The organism is Floricoccus penangensis, from assembly GCF_001832885.1.
In the GTDB taxonomy this organism is placed as follows: Bacteria; Bacillota; Bacilli; order Lactobacillales; family Streptococcaceae; genus Floricoccus; species Floricoccus penangensis.
The window spans coordinates 1-15,908 of sequence record NZ_MKIQ01000002.1 but is presented as its reverse complement, the minus strand read 5'-3'; the positions used below and the strand labels follow the sequence as shown (position 1 = coordinate 15,908).

Here is a 15,908-nt window from a genome sequence, read left to right as displayed (position 1 = left end):
CAGGTCATAGTCGCAAGAAAGTTTACAGTTTATTAACTTTGAACAACGTTCACTTCGTTATACTACGATGTCGATAAAACTAAAACAAACAGAGTTTGTTAGTTTCAATGGCAAGCCCGTAAAAAAGGTGCTGACTAATGCCTTTGGACAACGTTGTCGATAAAACTAAAACGAACAGAGTTCGAAAGTTTTAGTCGCAGTCGACTGCTAGTATCTAAATACTATGAATAAACTGTAATTAACAATTTAAAAATGAATCTAATATAAGAGAGGATATATATAATGATAAAAATTACTTTCCCTGATGGAGCTATACGTAAGTATGAATCAGGTGTAACACCTTACGAAGTTGCTGAATCAATCAGTAAATCACTTGCTAAAAAAACATTGGCTGGTAAATTTAATGATCAATTAATTGATTTTGATCGTCCAATTGAAGAAGATGGAACATTGGAACTTGTAACTCCTGACCATGAAGATGCTCTTCCTTTACTTCGTCATTCAGCAGCACATTTATTTGCTCAAGCTGCTCGCAGATTATTCCCTGATATTAAATTAGGTGTAGGTCCAGCAATTCAAGATGGTTTCTACTATGATACTGATAATGCTTCTGGTCAAATTACAGATGAAGATCTTCCTCGAATTGAAGAAGAAATGATGAAAATTGTAAAAGAAAATCATCCTGCAGTCCGTAAAGAAATTACAAAGGATGAAGCAAAAGAAATTTTTGCCGATGACCCATATAAACTAGAACTTATTGAAGAACATGCTGGAGAAGGATTGACAGTATATACTCAAGGTGAATTTACTGACTTATGTCGTGGACCTCACGTGCCATCTACTGGACGTATTCAAATTTTCCACTTATTAAATGTTGCTGGTGCTTACTGGCGTGGAAATTCTGATAATAATATGATGCAGCGTGTTTATGGTACTGCTTGGTTCGATAAAAAAGACCTTAAAAATTACCTTAAAGTTCGCGAAGAAGCTAAAGAACGTGATCACCGTAAACTTGGTAAAGAGCTTGATTTATTTATGGTAGATCCAGAAGTTGGTAGTGGACTTCCATTCTGGTTACCAAATGGCGCAACTATTCGTCGTACAATTGAACGTTATATTGTAGACCAAGAATTAGCGCGTGGTTATCAACATGTTTACACACCAATCATGGCAGATGTCGAGTTTTATAAAACATCAGGTCACTGGGATCACTATAAAGAAGATATGTTCCCACCAATGGATATGGGTGATGGAGAAGAGTTAGTACTTCGCCCAATGAACTGTCCTCATCATATTGAAGTGTATAAGAGCCATCCTCGTTCATACCGTGAATTACCAGTTCGTATTGCAGAACTTGGTATGATGCATCGTTATGAAAAATCAGGTGCATTGTCAGGACTTCAACGTGTACGTGAAATGACTCTTAATGATGGGCATATCTTTGTTCGCCCTGATCAAATTAAAGATGAATTCCAACGTGCTTTAAATCTTATGATGGATGTTTATCGTGATTTCAATATCACAGACTATCGTTTCCGTTTGAGCTATCGTGACCCTGAGGATACTGAAAAATATTTCGACAACGATGAAATGTGGGAAAATGCTCAAACAATGCTTAAAGCAGCAATGGATGACCTTGGACTAGATTACTTTGAAGCAGAAGGAGAAGCAGCCTTCTATGGTCCGAAACTTGACGTTCAAGTTAAGACAGCACTTGGAAATGAAGAAACACTTTCAACAATCCAATTAGACTTCTTATTGCCAGAACGTTTCGAGCTTGAATATATTGGAGCTGACGGAGAAGGACATCGTCCAGTAATGGTTCACCGTGGTATAGTTTCAACAATGGAACGTTTTGTAGCTTACCTAATAGAAGTATATAAAGGTGCATTCCCAACTTGGCTTGCTCCAACACAAGCTACAATTATCCCAGTTTCAAATGAGGCACATGCTGATTATGCATGGGACGTTGCTAACGCCCTTAAAGAAAAAGGAATTCGTTTGGATGTAGATGAACGTAATGAAAAAATGGGCTATAAGATTCGTGCTAGTCAAACAAATAAAATTCCATATCAAATAGTTGTTGGAGATAAAGAGCAAGAAGAAGGAACAGTAAATGTTCGTCGTTATGGAAGTAAGGAAACAAAAGTATTAAAACTTGATGAGTTTATCGAAGAAATTACTTCTGATATTGCAAATTATTCAAGAGCATAAAAAATTTAAACCTAGCTTTGACTAGGTTTTTTTGCTACCTCAAAATATAAAAAATCAAATTAATTTCTGTGAAAGAAAAAACTTTTTATCTTGAAAACGTTTCCAAAAATTGCTATAATATTATAAAAGATAAGAGAAAAAGAAGGTGGAGAAATATATATGGATAAGAAACAAATGATTTTTAAACTCAAACAACTAGCGCATAATCAACAAAAGATCCAAGAAGTATTCACTAAGAATGGGGAAGAACATAGGGCAGATATTGCTAAAGTGAAAAAACTTATGTATGAAGATTTCGCAGAGTTATTGGAAAGCTGGCTTGAAGCATAGATTAAAGACTGCCTGTCTATATGAGGGGTAGTCTTTTTTATTAGTTATATTTGTAAATACAATAGTGGTGTTTTTAATGTTTTTTTCTGTATTCTTTAACAGATTATCAATTCAAACTAGAATAATAACTCACAAAGTGATATAATATCCATTGTATGAGGGAATAATCCCTCAATTCTAAAAAAACTTTGGAGGAATATGAAATGCCAATCGTTTCAGCTGAAAAATTTGTAAAAGCTGCTCGTGAAAACGGATATGCTGTAGGTGGATTTAACACTAACAACCTTGAGTGGACACAAGCAATCTTACGTGCTGCAGAAGCTAAACAAGCTCCTGTACTTATCCAAACTTCAATGGGTGCTGGTAAATATATGGGTGGTTATAAAACTGCTAGAGCAATCGTTGAAAACCTTGTAGAATCAATGAATATTACTGTTCCTGTAGCTATTCACCTTGACCATGGTCATTATGAAGATGCTCTTGAATGTATTGAAGTTGGTTACACTTCATTAATGTTTGATGGATCTCACCTTCCAATTGAAGAAAACCTTGAAAAAACTCGTGACGTTGTAGCACGTGCACATGCTAAAGGTATCTCTGTAGAAGCTGAAGTTGGAACTATCGGTGGAGAAGAAGACGGTATCGTTGGTGCTGGTGAACTTGCTCCAATCGAAGATGCTGTTGCAATGGTTGAAACTGGAATTGACTTCCTTGCTGCAGGTATTGGTAATATCCACGGACCTTACCCAGCTAACTGGACTGGTCTTGATCTTGGACACTTAGAAAAACTTACTGAAGCTGTTCCTGGATTCCCAATCGTTTTACACGGTGGATCAGGTATTCCTGATGATCAAATCCAAGCTGCTATCAAACTAGGTGTTGCTAAAGTTAACGTTAATACTGAATGTCAAATCGCATTTGCAAAAGCAACTCGTGCTTTCGCTGCTGAATATGAAGCTAATGAAGCTGACTACGATGCTAAAAAACTATTCGACCCACGTAAATTCTTAGCACCAGGTGTTAAAGCAATCCAAGAAGCTGTTGAAGAACGTATCGACGTATTCGGATCAGCAAACAAAGCTTAATAGTTTTAAAGTTAATTATTAATCTTACTAAGAATTCAAGTTCAGTAAGGAAATAATTACTGATCAATTTCTACGAAATTGATTGAAATAAAACTAATAAAATAAAAAAACTTCCACGAGGGAGTTTTTTTATTTTATTGGCATACTTTGATATATTCTAAAAGATTATATCAAAAAATGAATATTAAATTTAAAAATACAGATAAAAAGCTCAAAAAATGAGCTTTTTAATAAATTCCAAATTCATATATTGTTTTGTGAACAGATTCAGTATCAGCTTTCAAAACAATATTACCAAATCCTTCATGATTTGGAGCATCAGGTAATTCTTGAGGTTCAATAGCAATTCCAAGTTGAGAAGACATCTTTTTACCATCATTTAGGGTGAAATCAGCATTAAAACCTGTCGTTGAAAAGATTACAAAAGCTTTTCTATCAGTCGTAATTGATAAAGTTCGTCTAGAATTTGGATCTCTTAGTATTAATGTAGGAGTATAATTATCTATGCTTTCATTAATAACAAGACAATTGTCAATCCCATTTGGTAATTTTTCTAGTGAATTTTTGATTAAAGTAGGTTCATTAAAATTAAACGGTGTACCCTCAACATCTTTTAATTCACCAGTAGGAATATTCAATTTATCTGTTTCTACAAATTTATCAGCTAAAATTTGTAATTCGTGTCCGTCGATTTTTTCTTTTATATCACCCGAAAGATTAAAATAGCTATGGTTTGTAGGATTATAAAATGTATCGGTATCGGTTTTTGCAAAATTTGTCATAATGAGCTTATCGTCTTCGAGTTCGTAACGAATTTTTGCGTCTAATTGTCCTTTATAACCAGAGTAAATATCTTTTAGAGAAAATTCTATCCAGTTATTACCTTTTTCGTATGCCCAAGTTTTGTTCCACCATCCATCATATCCCGAATGCATATTTATGCCATGAGCAGTATTATCCTCAAGAGTAGCAAAATCATAATCAAGTCTACTTAAACGACCTGCAACTCTTCCGACACTAGCTCCAAATTGGGCAGTATCTTGCTTAATAAAATCTTCATCTAAAGATAAAAGAACATTTTCAGATACTCCATCAACATCTTTAACGAAGATTTCATATATTCTAGCACCATAATCTAAGAAAGTAACTTTTAGATTTTTGTTTTCTAAACAAACTTTTTCAAAACTCATTCTATTGATCCTCCGTATATTTATAATTATATTATATCAGATATGTCACTAAATAAATAAAAAACATTTTAATATCCCGTTGACAGTTTGTTAAATATTTAATATACTTATATTATCAAAAATGCAAGCGATTGCACGAAGCGTTTGTATACTTATTTTTATATTTTTTACATGGAGGAGTTATGAAAAAAATACTTAGTTTCGAATTCTGGCAGAAATTCGGAAAGTCTTTAATGGTTGTTATTGCAGTAATGCCAGCTGCAGGTTTAATGATTTCAATTGGGAACGCAGTTCCATTGTTGGCACCTAATATTGACATACTAATGAAAATTGGGAATGTGATTGCTCAAATCGGCTGGGCGATTATTGGTAATTTACATTTACTTTTTGCACTAGCTATTGGTGGCTCATGGGCTAAAGATAGAGCTGGTGGAGCTTTTGCAGCAGGCATTGGCTTTGTGCTTCTAAATAGAATTACGGGTGCGCTATTCGGGGTAACTAACGAAATGCTTGCAGATCCTAATGCAACAGTCAATACTCTTTTGAGTGGCCGAGTGTTAGTTCGTGGCTACTTTACTTCAGTACTTGAAGCACCAGCCTTAAATATGGGAGTTTTTGTAGGTATTATTGCTGGTTTCATGGGTGGAACAATCTATAATAAATATTATAATTACCGTAAGCTTCCTGATGCACTTGCATTTTTCAACGGAAAACGCTTTGTACCTTTTGTTGTGATTGCTTGGTCTGTAATTGTATCAATCATCCTTGCTATATTCTGGCCAATTGTTCAAACAGGAATTAATAGTTTTGGTCTTTGGTTAGCATCTTCAAAAGATTCAGCACCATATGTAGCCCCTTTTTTATATGGGACATTGGAGCGATTGCTTTTGCCATTTGGATTACATCATATGCTTACAATCCCAATTAATTATACTCAATTAGGAGGTAGTTATGTTATCCAAACAGGAGCTGACGCTGGTACAACGGTATTAGGACAAGATCCACTATGGTTTGCATGGGTTACTGACCTTGGTAATTTTAGAGCAGCAGGAGATACAGCAGCATACAATAAATTAATTACAACAGTAACACCAGCACGTTTTAAAGTTGGTCAAATGATTGGTGCTTCAGGAATCCTTATGGGACTTGGTATGGCTATGATCAAAAATGTTGATCCAGATAAAAAGAAAAAATATAAATCTATGATTTTGGCATCAATGTTTGCAGTTTTCCTTACAGGTGTAACTGAGCCAATAGAGTATATGTTTATGTTTGTTGCTATGCCTCTCTATGCAATATACGCTGTACTTCAAGGTTTAGCATTCGCAACAGCTGATTTTTGGACTGAACGCCTACATTCATTTGGTAACCTTGAATTATTAACTAGAACACCACTTGCATTGAAAGCAGGTATTGGAATTGATTATGTTCATTTCATTATTACAACGATCTTATTTGGTTTCATCATGTATTTTGTTGCAGATTTTATGATTAAAAAATTTAATTATGCCACACCTGGTCGTAATGGTAACTATGATGATGACAATGATGATTCTGAAGGAAGTGGAAGTTCTGCGGTTGTAGATGCTGATAAACAAGTTGTTGATATAATTAATGCCTTAGGTGGTGCAGCAAATATTGGTGATGTTGATGCTTGTATGACTCGTCTGCGCATTACAGTAAAAGATGAAAACCAAGTAGTGGATGACCAAATTTGGAAAAAATTAGGAGCTAGTGGTGTAATTCGCAAAGGTAAAGGTATTCAAGCGGTTTATGGTCCAAAAGCAGATGTTCTTAAATCTGATATTCAAGATCTTCTTGATTCAGGTGCTGAAATTCCAGAATCGAATTTTACAGGGATAAGTAGCCAAGCAGTTGATAAAGCTGAAAAAACTGGTCCATTAGTTGATGAAAAGATTTATGCAGTAGCTGAAGGAAAAATAATTTCACTTACAGAAGTTAAAGATGAGGTATTCTCTCAGAAAATGATGGGAGATGGATTTGCAGTTATACCAGAGAAGCATGAAATATATGCACCAGTAACAGGTGAAATTGTAAGTATATTTCCAAGTAAACATGCAATTGGAATTATGACACCAGCAGGTGCAGAAGTTCTCGTACATATGGGATTAGATACAGTAGAACTTGCAGGTGCACCATTTGAGAATTATGTTTCAGTAGGAGACAAAGTAAATCCTCAGACAAAAATTGCTGATATGGATATTGAGCAAATTCAAGAGGCAGGAAAAGGAACTGATGTTGTTGTTTTATTTACAAATGTTGATAAAATTAAATCAGTTAATATAAATTCAACTGGAAGAGTTGATAGCCAAGAAGAAATTGGGAACATTATTGTAGGATAAAAAGGGCTTTAGCCCTTTTATCCGTTAAGGAGAATATTATGGAAAAATTATTTACTTTGAATACTCATAGTTGGATTGAAAATAATCCAAAAGATAAGTTAGAGAAACTAATTGATTTTATTATAAGAGAAGAACCAAATTACTTTTGCCTTCAAGAAATAAACCAACAAATTACTAGTCCGATAGTCAAACCGGATCAATTCTATGTTGAAGCTAAAGGGAATAATTTTCCAATAAAGGCAGATAACTATGCCTTACTAATAGCTGAAAAACTTGCTTCTAAAGGTCTAGTGTATTATTGGTCATGGGCAGTAAATCATGTTGGATATGGAAAGTATGACGAAGGGGTTGCTATATTTTCAAAAGAAAAACTGACAGATGTTGAGTCAATTTTAGTAAGTCAAACTGATGATTACGAGGATTATCATACTCGAAAAGTATTGGTAGGGAATACGAGTAATAAAGCTATATATTCTGTACATTTTTCTTGGTGGGTTGATGATAAAGGTGAAAAATGTTTTGAGAAAGAATGGGATATCGTTTTGAAAACCATTGAAGCACGAAGAAGTTTGGGTTATCAAATTATTATAATGGGAGACTTTAATAACGCTGCACATATCAAAGATGAAGGTTATCAATTAATTAAAGCATCAGCTCCTTTCCTAAAAGATACATTTATTAATTCTAAAAGTGTTGTCGGACAATTTACTGTATTAAATGAAATTGATGGATGGGATGGTAATAATCAATCGTTGAGAATTGATTATGTTTTTGTCGATGAAAATGTTGAAGTAGACAAGCATATGGTGATTTTTGATAACGTGAACGAAGAGATTATTAGTGATCATTTTGGAATAGCGATAGAACTATAACAGTTTTTAAAAATTAGTAAATTGTACTAATAAAGTTTGTTGCAAAACAAATGATTTTTACTTGTGGAAGCGATTTCTGTATGGTATTATAAGGATGTAAATATAACAGGTCGTTAAATTGACCATTTTATCTGGAGGTAAAGATAATGAAAACTGAAGTAACTCAAGATGTCTTTGAAAAAGCTTGGGAAGGTTTTAAAGGCCTTGACTGGAAAGAAAAAGTTAGCGTTTCTCGTTTCGTAAATGCAAACTACGAACCTTATGATGGTGACGAATCATTCTTAGCTGGTCCTACTGAACGTAGCCTTAAAGTAAAACACATTTTAGATTCAACAAAAGATCACTATGAAGCAACTCGCTTCCCAATGGACACTGACCGCGTAGCAAGTATTGCTGATATTCCTGCTGGATATATCGACAAAGATCTTGATGTAATTTACGGTCTACAAAATTCAGAACCATTCCGTTTAAGTTTAATGCCAAAAGGTGGAATTCGCATGGCGGAAACTACTCTTAAAGAAAATGGTTATGAAATTTCACCAGAACTACATGAAATTTTTACTAAATACGTAACAACTGTAAATGATGGAATTTTCCGTGCTTACACTCAAAATATCCGTCGTGCTCGTCACGCTCACACTGTAACTGGTCTTCCAGATGCATATTCTCGTGGACGTATCATTGGTGTTTATGCTCGTTTAGCACTTTATGGAGCTGATTTCTTAATGAAAGAAAAAGCAGCTGACTGGAATGCTATTACTGAAATTGATGAAGAATCAATTCGTCTACGTGAAGAAATCAATCTACAATATCAAGCTCTTGATGAAGTAGCTAAATTTGGTGATCTTTACGGATTAGATGTTCGTAAACCAGCAATGAACGTTAAAGAAGCTATTCAATGGACTAACATTGCATTTATGGCTGCTGCACGTGTAATCAATGGAGCTGCAACTTCTCTTGGACGTGTGCCAATCGTTCTTGATATTTTCGCACAACGTGACTTAGAACGTGGAACATTTACTGAATCAGAAATTCAAGAATTCGTTGATGATTTCGTACTAAAACTTCGTTCAGTTAAATTTGCTCGTACAAAAGCATATGATGAAATTTATTCAGGTGATCCAACATTCATTACAACTTCAATGGGTGGATTAGGTAACGACGGTCGTCACCGTGTTACTAAAATGGACTACCGTTTCTTAAACACATTAGATAACATCGGTAACTCTCCTGAACCAAACTTAACTGTTCTTTGGTCACCAGAATTGCCATACAACTTCCGTCGCTACTGCATGAGCATGAGCCACAAACATTCTTCAATTCAATATGAAGGTGTTGAAACAATGGCTAAAGATGGTTACGGAGAAATGTCATGTATCTCTTGTTGTGTATCTCCACTTGATCCTGAAAGTGAAAACCAACGCCATAACATTCAATACTTTGGTGCACGTGTAAACGTACTTAAAGCACTTCTTACAGGTATTGATGGTGGATATGACGATGTACACCATGATTATAAAGTATTTGATATTGATGCTATCACTTCTGACGTATTAGACTATGATGAAGTAATGGAAAACTTTGATAAATCACTTGATTGGTTGACTGATACTTATGTAGATGCATTAAATATCATTCACTACATGACTGATAAATACAACTATGAAGCAGTTCAAATGGCATTCTTGCCATCACATCAACGTGCAAACATGGGATTCGGTATCTGTGGATTTGCAAACGTTGTTGATACACTTTCAGCAATTAAATATGCTACTGTTAAACCAGTTCGTAATGAAGAAGGACGCATCGTTGACTACATCACTGAAGGTGAATTCCCACGCTTTGGTGAAGATGATGACCGTGTAGATAACATTGGTAAACTAGTTATGAAGATGTACCATGAAAAACTTGCTAGCCACAAACTATACAAAAATGCGGAAGCAACAGTTTCATTATTAACAATCACTTCTAACGTAGCATACTCTAAACAAACAGGTCACTCACCAGTAAACCGTGGTATCTTCTTAAACGAAGATGGATCAGTAAACTACAGTGAATATGAATTCTTCTCACCTGGAGCTAACCCACTACCTGCTTCTAGAGGTGGATGGTTACAAAACTTGAACTCAATTTCAAAACTTGAATTCAAGCATGCAAATGATGGTATTTCATTAACTACACAAGTATCACCACGTGCACTTGGTAAAACTCGTGAAGAACAAGTAGCTAACCTTGTTGACATTCTTGATGCATACTTCATTAATGGTGGACAACACATGAACTTGAACGTTATGGATCTTGCAGACGTATACGACAAGATTATGAACGGTGAAGATGTAATCGTACGTATTTCTGGATACTGTGTAAACACTAAATACTTAGGCCCAGAACAACGTAAAGAATTAACTAAACGTGTATTCCATGAAGTTCTTTCAATGGACGACGCAGTTAAATAATAAATATTTAATTAAAATTTAGATGTCAATTAAATATATTAAAAGGAGTTATACGTTATCGTATAGCTTTTTTTATCTTTTAAAAGTTAAAAAAGTACGAATTTATTAGTATTTTTTGGTATAATATACTTAAAGGAGAGCTTAAAGTATGTTGGAATATCCATTAATTAATGATACTAGTAGAAAAATCATTCATATTGATATGGATGCCTTTTTCGCATCGGTTGAAGAAAGGGATAATCCTAAGCTTATAGGGAAACCAGTAATAATTGCTCGTAATCCTCTTGAAAGTGGGGGACGTGGTGTTGTTTCTACTTGTAACTATGAAGCTAGAAAATATGGAATTCATTCTGCTATGAGCGCAAAAGAAGCTTATGAACTATGTCCACAAGCAATCTTTATCTCTGGTAATTATCAAAAATATAAAGAAATATCTGCTCAAATCCATGAGATATTTCACCGATATACTGATTTAGTTGAAGGTATTGCTACCGATGAAGCGTATTTGGATGTAACTGAAAATAAAATAAACAGTACAAGTGCTGTAAAAATTGCTAAATTAATTCAGCATGATATATATCAAGAAATTCATTTAACCAGCTCTGCTGGAGTTTCTTATAACAAATTTTTGGCAAAGTTAGCTAGTGATTTTCAAAAGCCAAAAGGTCTGACTCTGATTACACCAGGCGAAGCAAAAGATTTTCTAAAAGACTTGCCAATTGAAAAATTTCATGGCGTAGGTAAGAGAACTGAGGAGAAATTAAATGAAATTGGAATTTATAAAGGATCAGATATAATAGAAATAAATCCTCAGATTTTAATTGACAAGTTAGGTGTAATGGGATGGCAACTTTATTTGAAAGGGCATGGAATTCATAATAGCAAAGTAAAGTCTAGCAGGCCAAGGAAGTCTGTTGGCAATGAAAAAACATATGGAAAGCTTCTTTATCTTGAAGAAGATATTCGTCAAGAAATAACTACTCTTTCTAAAAAAGTTTCTCAAACATTGAAAGAGAAAGATTTAAAAGGAAAGACGATAGTGCTTAAAATTCGAACAGCAGATTTTGAAACTCATACAAAACGTATAAGCGAGTCAGAAAAAAATAATGAATTTGAACAGATAAATAAATTGGCTCTTCAATTATTTGGTGAATTTGAAAATTTAATTGAAAAAGGCATAAGATTATTAGGTGTTACTGTAACAGGATTGTAAAGGATAAGATTAGCAAATATACAGAATACATGAATGGAACAAAAGGAATGATTTTTTTCTTCCAAATGATAAAATATACAATTCCTAAAAACGATGAGAATTGGATTAAAAATAGTATTTGAAGCTCGGTTAAGGATAGACTTAATATTGCTAAAAAAAGAAAGTCACCTGAACCTATTTTTATATCAAATATAAATGCTAGTATTGTTAGTATTATCAAAAATATAAAAAGAAGATTTATAGAATTTAATAAAAGTAGAGGTAGTGTAAACATTAACCATACAACTAATGGATAGGAATTTTCTTTTATATCAAATGCTGATAATATCATACCCAATAAAATAATGGAAAAATCAGTAAAGTTAATTGCTTTTAAGTAAAACAAAACAAAAACAAGACCTGTGAATAATTCTACTACAGCATACCAATATGGAATTTTAGATTTACAGTATCTACATCTGCTCAAACACACAACCTGTGAAATTATTGGAATTAAATCCAATACTCCAAGCTTATGCAGGCAATTTGTACAGTGTGAAGTAGGAAAAAATAAGGAAGAATTGTAAAATCTATCAACTAATAGACAAAAAAAAGAACCAATGATACTTCCATAAATAAAATATATAAACATAAAATCACCTCACAGATATATACGTAAAATAATCACAGATTTTCAGTTGAAATTTTTGCAAAAAGTATTGTAATGGCTTAGAATATAAATATAGAAAGGTTTAGGTGTTAAAATGTCTAGAGAAAAAACAAAAGAACTTTTAAATCAATCAGTTGCTGACTTATCGAAAGCTAGTGCTCTCGTTCACCAAGTACATTGGTATATGAGAGGTCCTGGTTTCATGAAATTACATCCAAAAATGGATGAATTAATGGATCAATTAAATGGAGCGCTTGATGAATTATCAGAACGTTTGATTACAATTGGGGGAAGTCCAGTATCTACACTTAAAGAATTTGATGAACTTTCAAAAATCGAACTTGAACCAGCTGATTGGAATAAATCTATCGCAGAAAGAATTGAAGAAGTAGTAACAGCCTATAAATATTTAGCTGATTTATTTGAACAAGGTATTGAAGCTTCTGATGAAGAAGGAGATGCTGTAACTTCAGATATCTTTACTTCAGCTAAAGGTGGACTTGAAAAAACAATTTGGATGCTAGAATCTGAAATTGGACGTGCACCAGGCTTATAAAAATATAGTGATGAAGAGAGTTATCTATAATGGTAATTCTCTTTTTTGTTGAAATATATTTGTTTTATATTAATTATTATTAGTATTTTTATGATTGAAAATGAATGATGAACTTACAGAAAAAGAAATTATTTGTGACTTTTTCATCTTGAAAAACAAGCGTTTTCATGCTATTCTTGTAATGTATGAAAACTATGAAAAACCTTTATGACGTTCAACAGTTTTTAAAAAGATTTGGTATTTTTATCTATGTTGGAAAAAGGATTTATGATATTGAATTAATGAAGATAGAATTGAAAAATCTCTATGATTTAGGTTTAATTGATAAGACAGATTATCTTCAAGCAGAACTTGTTTTAAGATCAGAGCATAAAAAAGAAGAAGATGCTAATAAGCATATATAATTAAGGGGTAAATATCTATGTCAGAAAAAAAAATAATCGGAATCGATTTAGGTGGAACTACAATTAAATTTGGTATTTTAACTCTTGAAGGTGAGATTCAAGATAAGTGGGCTATTGAAACTAGAATTACCAATGAAGGCAAATATATTATTCCTGATATCATTGAAAGTATTAATCATCGTATAGATCTTTATAATTTAACAAAAGCTGATTTCTTGGGAATTGGAATGGGCAGTCCTGGAAGCGTTGATATCGAAAACGTTACTGTAAAAGGTGCATATAATTTGAATTGGAAAAATATTCAACAAGTTGGTAAAGAAATTACTGAAGGTGTTGGATTACCATTTGCGATTGACAATGATGCTAACGTTGCAGCCCTTGGAGAACGTTGGGTTGGAGCAGGAGCAAATAATCCTGATGTAATATTCGTGACACTTGGAACAGGTGTTGGTGGTGGTATTATTGCTGCTGGTAATTTAATACATGGTGTTGCTGGTGCAGGTGGTGAAATTGGTCATATTACAGTTGATGTTGATGGCTTTGATTGTACTTGTGGGAAAAAAGGATGCTTGGAGACAGTTGCTTCTGCTACTGGAGTTGTTCGTTTAGCACGTAAACTTTCTGAAGAGTATGAAGGTGAAAGCCAAATTAAAGATTCTATTGATAATGGTGAACAAGTGACATCGAAAGATATTTTTGGTGCTGCGGAAGCAGGAGATCGTTTTGCGGTTATAGTAGTTGACAAAGTATCTCAATATTTAGGGCTTGCATGTGGTAATTTAGGTAATACATTAAATCCAGATTCAATCGTTATCGGTGGCGGAGTTTCCGCTGCGGGAGAATTCTTAAGAAATCAAGTAGAAAAATATTTCTTAGAATATACATTCCCTCAAGTTCAAGAAACAACTTCAATCAAATTAGCGCAGCTTGGTAATGATGCAGGCATCATTGGAGCTGCAAGCCTTGCAATGAAATTTGATAAATAATAAAAAAGGAAAAAATTAATGTTAGCTATAAATTTAATACTATTGGCAGTACTTTTAGCAATGGCGGGGTGGTCATTATATAAAACACTACAAGTACGTAGAGGATCAAAAAAAATTAATAATGAAGAATTTGCTGAATTAATCCCACAAGGTCAACTTGTAGATATAAGGGAACCAAGTGAATTCCGTATTAAGCATATCTTGGGAGCAAGAAATATTCCGGCAAATCAAATTGGGAATAGTCTTGCAGCATTAAATAAAAACAAACCAGTCCTAATCTATGAAATGGGTAGACCGCAACAAGCAGTAAGTGTCGTTCCTACTCTGAAAAAAGCAGGTTTTACTGAAATATATCTTTTAAAAGATGGATTAGCAGCATGGGATGGAAAAGTTAAATAAGACGATTATTATCGTCTTTTCTTATACAAAGAAGAGGATAAAATGACGATTTGGACAAGCACCTTAGTTATACCGAATTATTATTCACAAAAAGAATTATATGTGAAAAATAAGCAGACTGCTCAAATATCAAAGAGTCTTGGTTTCGAAAGTTTGGAATATCATATTTATAATGATCGAGATAAGTCAGATGACGAGCTTAGTCATGATATTTCAGTAATCATTAGTGAAGTTAAAACGGGTGATGTTGTTTTTCTACAGTACCCAATGCTTCAAGGTAACATTAGATATGATATTGAATTTATTAGACAACTTAAAGAAAAAAATATTAAATTAGTTGGAATAGTTTGGGACATTCCAGCTTGGGAATTTGATTCGACAATAAATGCACTAGAAGATGATATACAAAGGGAACTACAACATTTTGATATTCTTATTGTTGAAAATACAATGATGAAAGACCGTATAAAATATTTATGTAAATTTAAAAAGAAAATAATTACACTTGGTATTACTGACTACTTATTAGATGACAAAATAAGTTATTATATAGAGAAAAGCGATAATATCTATCAAGTAAGTGGAGCATCCGATGAATTAATTTCACTTGATAACATAGATAAAATTGAAAGCATTCAACAATTCTTACTAATAAAAAAATATTCAGGTTTTGGATTTGTAGTTAATAATGATTTAAACAATTCACTGCTGTTATCAGTTTTCCTAAGTGTTGGTTTACCTGTAGTAATTCCATATAGTAGCCATCAGTCTAATATGGTAAAAGAATATAAATTAGGAGTAGTTTATTCATCACTGAAAGATTTGAGAGAACAAATAGGCTGTATAGATGATTTCGACTACGAAGCGCTAAAATTAAACGTAAGTAAAATATCGCAACTAACATCATCAGGTTTCTTTACAAAAAGAGCTATGATAGCTGTAGTAGATAACATTTATAGAATATAACTCCAAGTAATAAAAAATTAAGTAAATACTGTTGACATGGAAAGTATGAAGTGATAGACTAATCAAGTTGTCTCATGACGAAATATTTATTTTCAAATTAACAGAATGTGAAAGCAAACAAAGTTATTGACAAACAAATATGGTGGTGATAAGATAATAACACTGTCAAGGACGAAACAGTCAACGAAAAAAACTTGTGAAAAAGTTTTAAAAAGTAGTTGACAA

14 protein-coding genes are annotated in these 15,908 nt (G+C 33.3%); 12 read left to right on the top strand and 2 right to left on the bottom strand.

What is annotated here, in order from left to right; translation table 11 throughout:
* Nucleotides 1-282 precede the first annotated feature (282 nt).
* From thrS to BG262_RS00655, 3 genes are all read left to right on the top strand, one after another.
* Nucleotides 283-2,214: a threonine--tRNA ligase gene (gene thrS, locus BG262_RS00660; protein ID WP_070786965.1), complete on the top strand. Its 1,932-nt coding sequence runs from the start codon at nucleotides 283-285 to the stop codon at nucleotides 2,212-2,214.
* A gap of 159 nt (nucleotides 2,215-2,373) precedes the next feature.
* Nucleotides 2,374-2,544: a hypothetical protein gene (locus BG262_RS10675; protein ID WP_158006627.1), complete on the top strand. Its 171-nt coding sequence runs from the start codon at nucleotides 2,374-2,376 to the stop codon at nucleotides 2,542-2,544.
* A gap of 203 nt (nucleotides 2,545-2,747) precedes the next feature.
* On the top strand, nucleotides 2,748-3,629 hold the full coding sequence (locus BG262_RS00655) for a class II fructose-bisphosphate aldolase (protein WP_070786964.1): 882 nt from the start codon (nucleotides 2,748-2,750) through the stop codon (nucleotides 3,627-3,629).
* A gap of 227 nt (nucleotides 3,630-3,856) precedes the next feature.
* Here BG262_RS00655 and BG262_RS00650 read toward each other — a convergent pair whose 3' ends face one another.
* Nucleotides 3,857-4,819, bottom strand: coding sequence for an aldose epimerase family protein (locus BG262_RS00650; protein WP_070786963.1), 963 nt, complete (start codon nucleotides 4,817-4,819; stop codon nucleotides 3,857-3,859).
* Between the two features lie 182 nt (nucleotides 4,820-5,001).
* Here BG262_RS00650 and BG262_RS00645 point away from each other — a divergent pair, with 182 nt between their 5' ends.
* The 4 genes from BG262_RS00645 to dinB all read left to right on the top strand — a co-directional run bounded on the left by BG262_RS00645 (nucleotide 5,002) and on the right by dinB (nucleotide 11,723).
* Nucleotides 5,002-7,182: a PTS transporter subunit IIBC gene (locus BG262_RS00645; protein WP_070786962.1), complete on the top strand. Its 2,181-nt coding sequence runs from the start codon at nucleotides 5,002-5,004 to the stop codon at nucleotides 7,180-7,182.
* Between the two features lie 38 nt (nucleotides 7,183-7,220).
* Nucleotides 7,221-8,054 (top strand): endonuclease/exonuclease/phosphatase family protein, encoded by an 834-nt coding sequence (locus BG262_RS00640; RefSeq protein ID WP_070786961.1) that lies wholly within the window; start codon nucleotides 7,221-7,223, stop codon nucleotides 8,052-8,054.
* Between the two features lie 146 nt (nucleotides 8,055-8,200).
* Nucleotides 8,201-10,510 carry a formate C-acetyltransferase gene (gene pflB, locus BG262_RS00635; protein ID WP_070786960.1) on the top strand — a complete coding sequence of 770 codons (2,310 nt, stop codon included), beginning with the start codon at nucleotides 8,201-8,203 and terminating at the stop codon, nucleotides 10,508-10,510.
* A 148-nt stretch (nucleotides 10,511-10,658) separates the two neighbouring features.
* Nucleotides 10,659-11,723: a DNA polymerase IV gene (gene dinB, locus BG262_RS00630; protein WP_070786959.1), complete on the top strand. Its 1,065-nt coding sequence runs from the start codon at nucleotides 10,659-10,661 to the stop codon at nucleotides 11,721-11,723.
* On the opposite strand, the gene BG262_RS11015 is transcribed toward dinB, so the two are convergent.
* A complete protein-coding gene (locus tag BG262_RS11015; RefSeq protein WP_070786958.1) occupies nucleotides 11,704-12,354 on the bottom strand; it encodes a prepilin peptidase in 651 nt (216 codons plus the stop codon). The two genes, dinB and BG262_RS11015, sit on opposite strands and share 20 nt — an antisense overlap.
* Nucleotides 12,355-12,466: 112 nt before the next feature.
* On the opposite strand from BG262_RS11015, the gene BG262_RS00620 reads away from it, so the two are divergent.
* The 5 genes from BG262_RS00620 to BG262_RS00600 all read left to right on the top strand — a co-directional run bounded on the left by BG262_RS00620 (nucleotide 12,467) and on the right by BG262_RS00600 (nucleotide 15,683).
* Complete coding sequence (locus tag BG262_RS00620) at nucleotides 12,467-12,928, top strand: Dps family protein (RefSeq protein WP_070786957.1); 462 nt, start codon at nucleotides 12,467-12,469, stop codon at nucleotides 12,926-12,928.
* A 185-nt stretch (nucleotides 12,929-13,113) separates the two neighbouring features.
* The gene (locus tag BG262_RS00615; protein ID WP_083312844.1) at nucleotides 13,114-13,332 is read left to right on the top strand and encodes a YqgQ family protein; all 219 of its coding nucleotides are present in this window, start codon (nucleotides 13,114-13,116) and stop codon (nucleotides 13,330-13,332) included.
* A gap of 17 nt (nucleotides 13,333-13,349) precedes the next feature.
* Nucleotides 13,350-14,318 carry an ROK family glucokinase gene (locus BG262_RS00610; protein WP_070786955.1) on the top strand — a complete coding sequence of 323 codons (969 nt, stop codon included), beginning with the start codon at nucleotides 13,350-13,352 and terminating at the stop codon, nucleotides 14,316-14,318.
* An 18-nt stretch (nucleotides 14,319-14,336) separates the two neighbouring features.
* Nucleotides 14,337-14,717 (top strand): rhodanese-like domain-containing protein, encoded by a 381-nt coding sequence (locus BG262_RS00605; RefSeq protein ID WP_070786954.1) that lies wholly within the window; start codon nucleotides 14,337-14,339, stop codon nucleotides 14,715-14,717.
* Nucleotides 14,718-14,759: 42 nt separating this feature from the next.
* Nucleotides 14,760-15,683, top strand: coding sequence for a glycosyltransferase (locus tag BG262_RS00600; RefSeq protein ID WP_070786953.1), 924 nt, complete (start codon nucleotides 14,760-14,762; stop codon nucleotides 15,681-15,683).
* Nucleotides 15,684-15,908: the final 225 nt, after the last annotated feature.

Bases quoted from the DNA above. Each gene is read 5' to 3' on its own strand.
- BG262_RS00610 (WP_070786955.1), top strand. From the start codon at position 13,350: ATGTCAGAAAAAAAAATAATCGGAATCGATTTAGGTGGAACTACAATT.
- dinB (WP_070786959.1), top strand. From the start codon at position 10,659: ATGTTGGAATATCCATTAATTAATGATACTAGTAGAAAAATCATTCAT.
- thrS (WP_070786965.1), top strand. From the start codon at position 283: ATGATAAAAATTACTTTCCCTGATGGAGCTATACGTAAGTATGAATCA.
- BG262_RS00640 (WP_070786961.1), top strand. From the start codon at position 7,221: ATGGAAAAATTATTTACTTTGAATACTCATAGTTGGATTGAAAATAAT.
- BG262_RS00605 (WP_070786954.1), top strand. From the start codon at position 14,337: ATGTTAGCTATAAATTTAATACTATTGGCAGTACTTTTAGCAATGGCG.
- pflB (WP_070786960.1), top strand. From the start codon at position 8,201: ATGAAAACTGAAGTAACTCAAGATGTCTTTGAAAAAGCTTGGGAAGGT.
- BG262_RS10675 (WP_158006627.1), top strand. From the start codon at position 2,374: ATGGATAAGAAACAAATGATTTTTAAACTCAAACAACTAGCGCATAAT.
- BG262_RS00615 (WP_083312844.1), top strand. From the start codon at position 13,114: ATGAAAACTATGAAAAACCTTTATGACGTTCAACAGTTTTTAAAAAGA.
- BG262_RS11015 (WP_070786958.1), bottom strand. From the start codon at position 12,354: ATGTTTATATATTTTATTTATGGAAGTATCATTGGTTCTTTTTTTTGT.
- BG262_RS00655 (WP_070786964.1), top strand. From the start codon at position 2,748: ATGCCAATCGTTTCAGCTGAAAAATTTGTAAAAGCTGCTCGTGAAAAC.
- BG262_RS00600 (WP_070786953.1), top strand. From the start codon at position 14,760: ATGACGATTTGGACAAGCACCTTAGTTATACCGAATTATTATTCACAA.
- BG262_RS00650 (WP_070786963.1), bottom strand. From the start codon at position 4,819: ATGAGTTTTGAAAAAGTTTGTTTAGAAAACAAAAATCTAAAAGTTACT.
- BG262_RS00645 (WP_070786962.1), top strand. From the start codon at position 5,002: ATGAAAAAAATACTTAGTTTCGAATTCTGGCAGAAATTCGGAAAGTCT.
- BG262_RS00620 (WP_070786957.1), top strand. From the start codon at position 12,467: ATGTCTAGAGAAAAAACAAAAGAACTTTTAAATCAATCAGTTGCTGAC.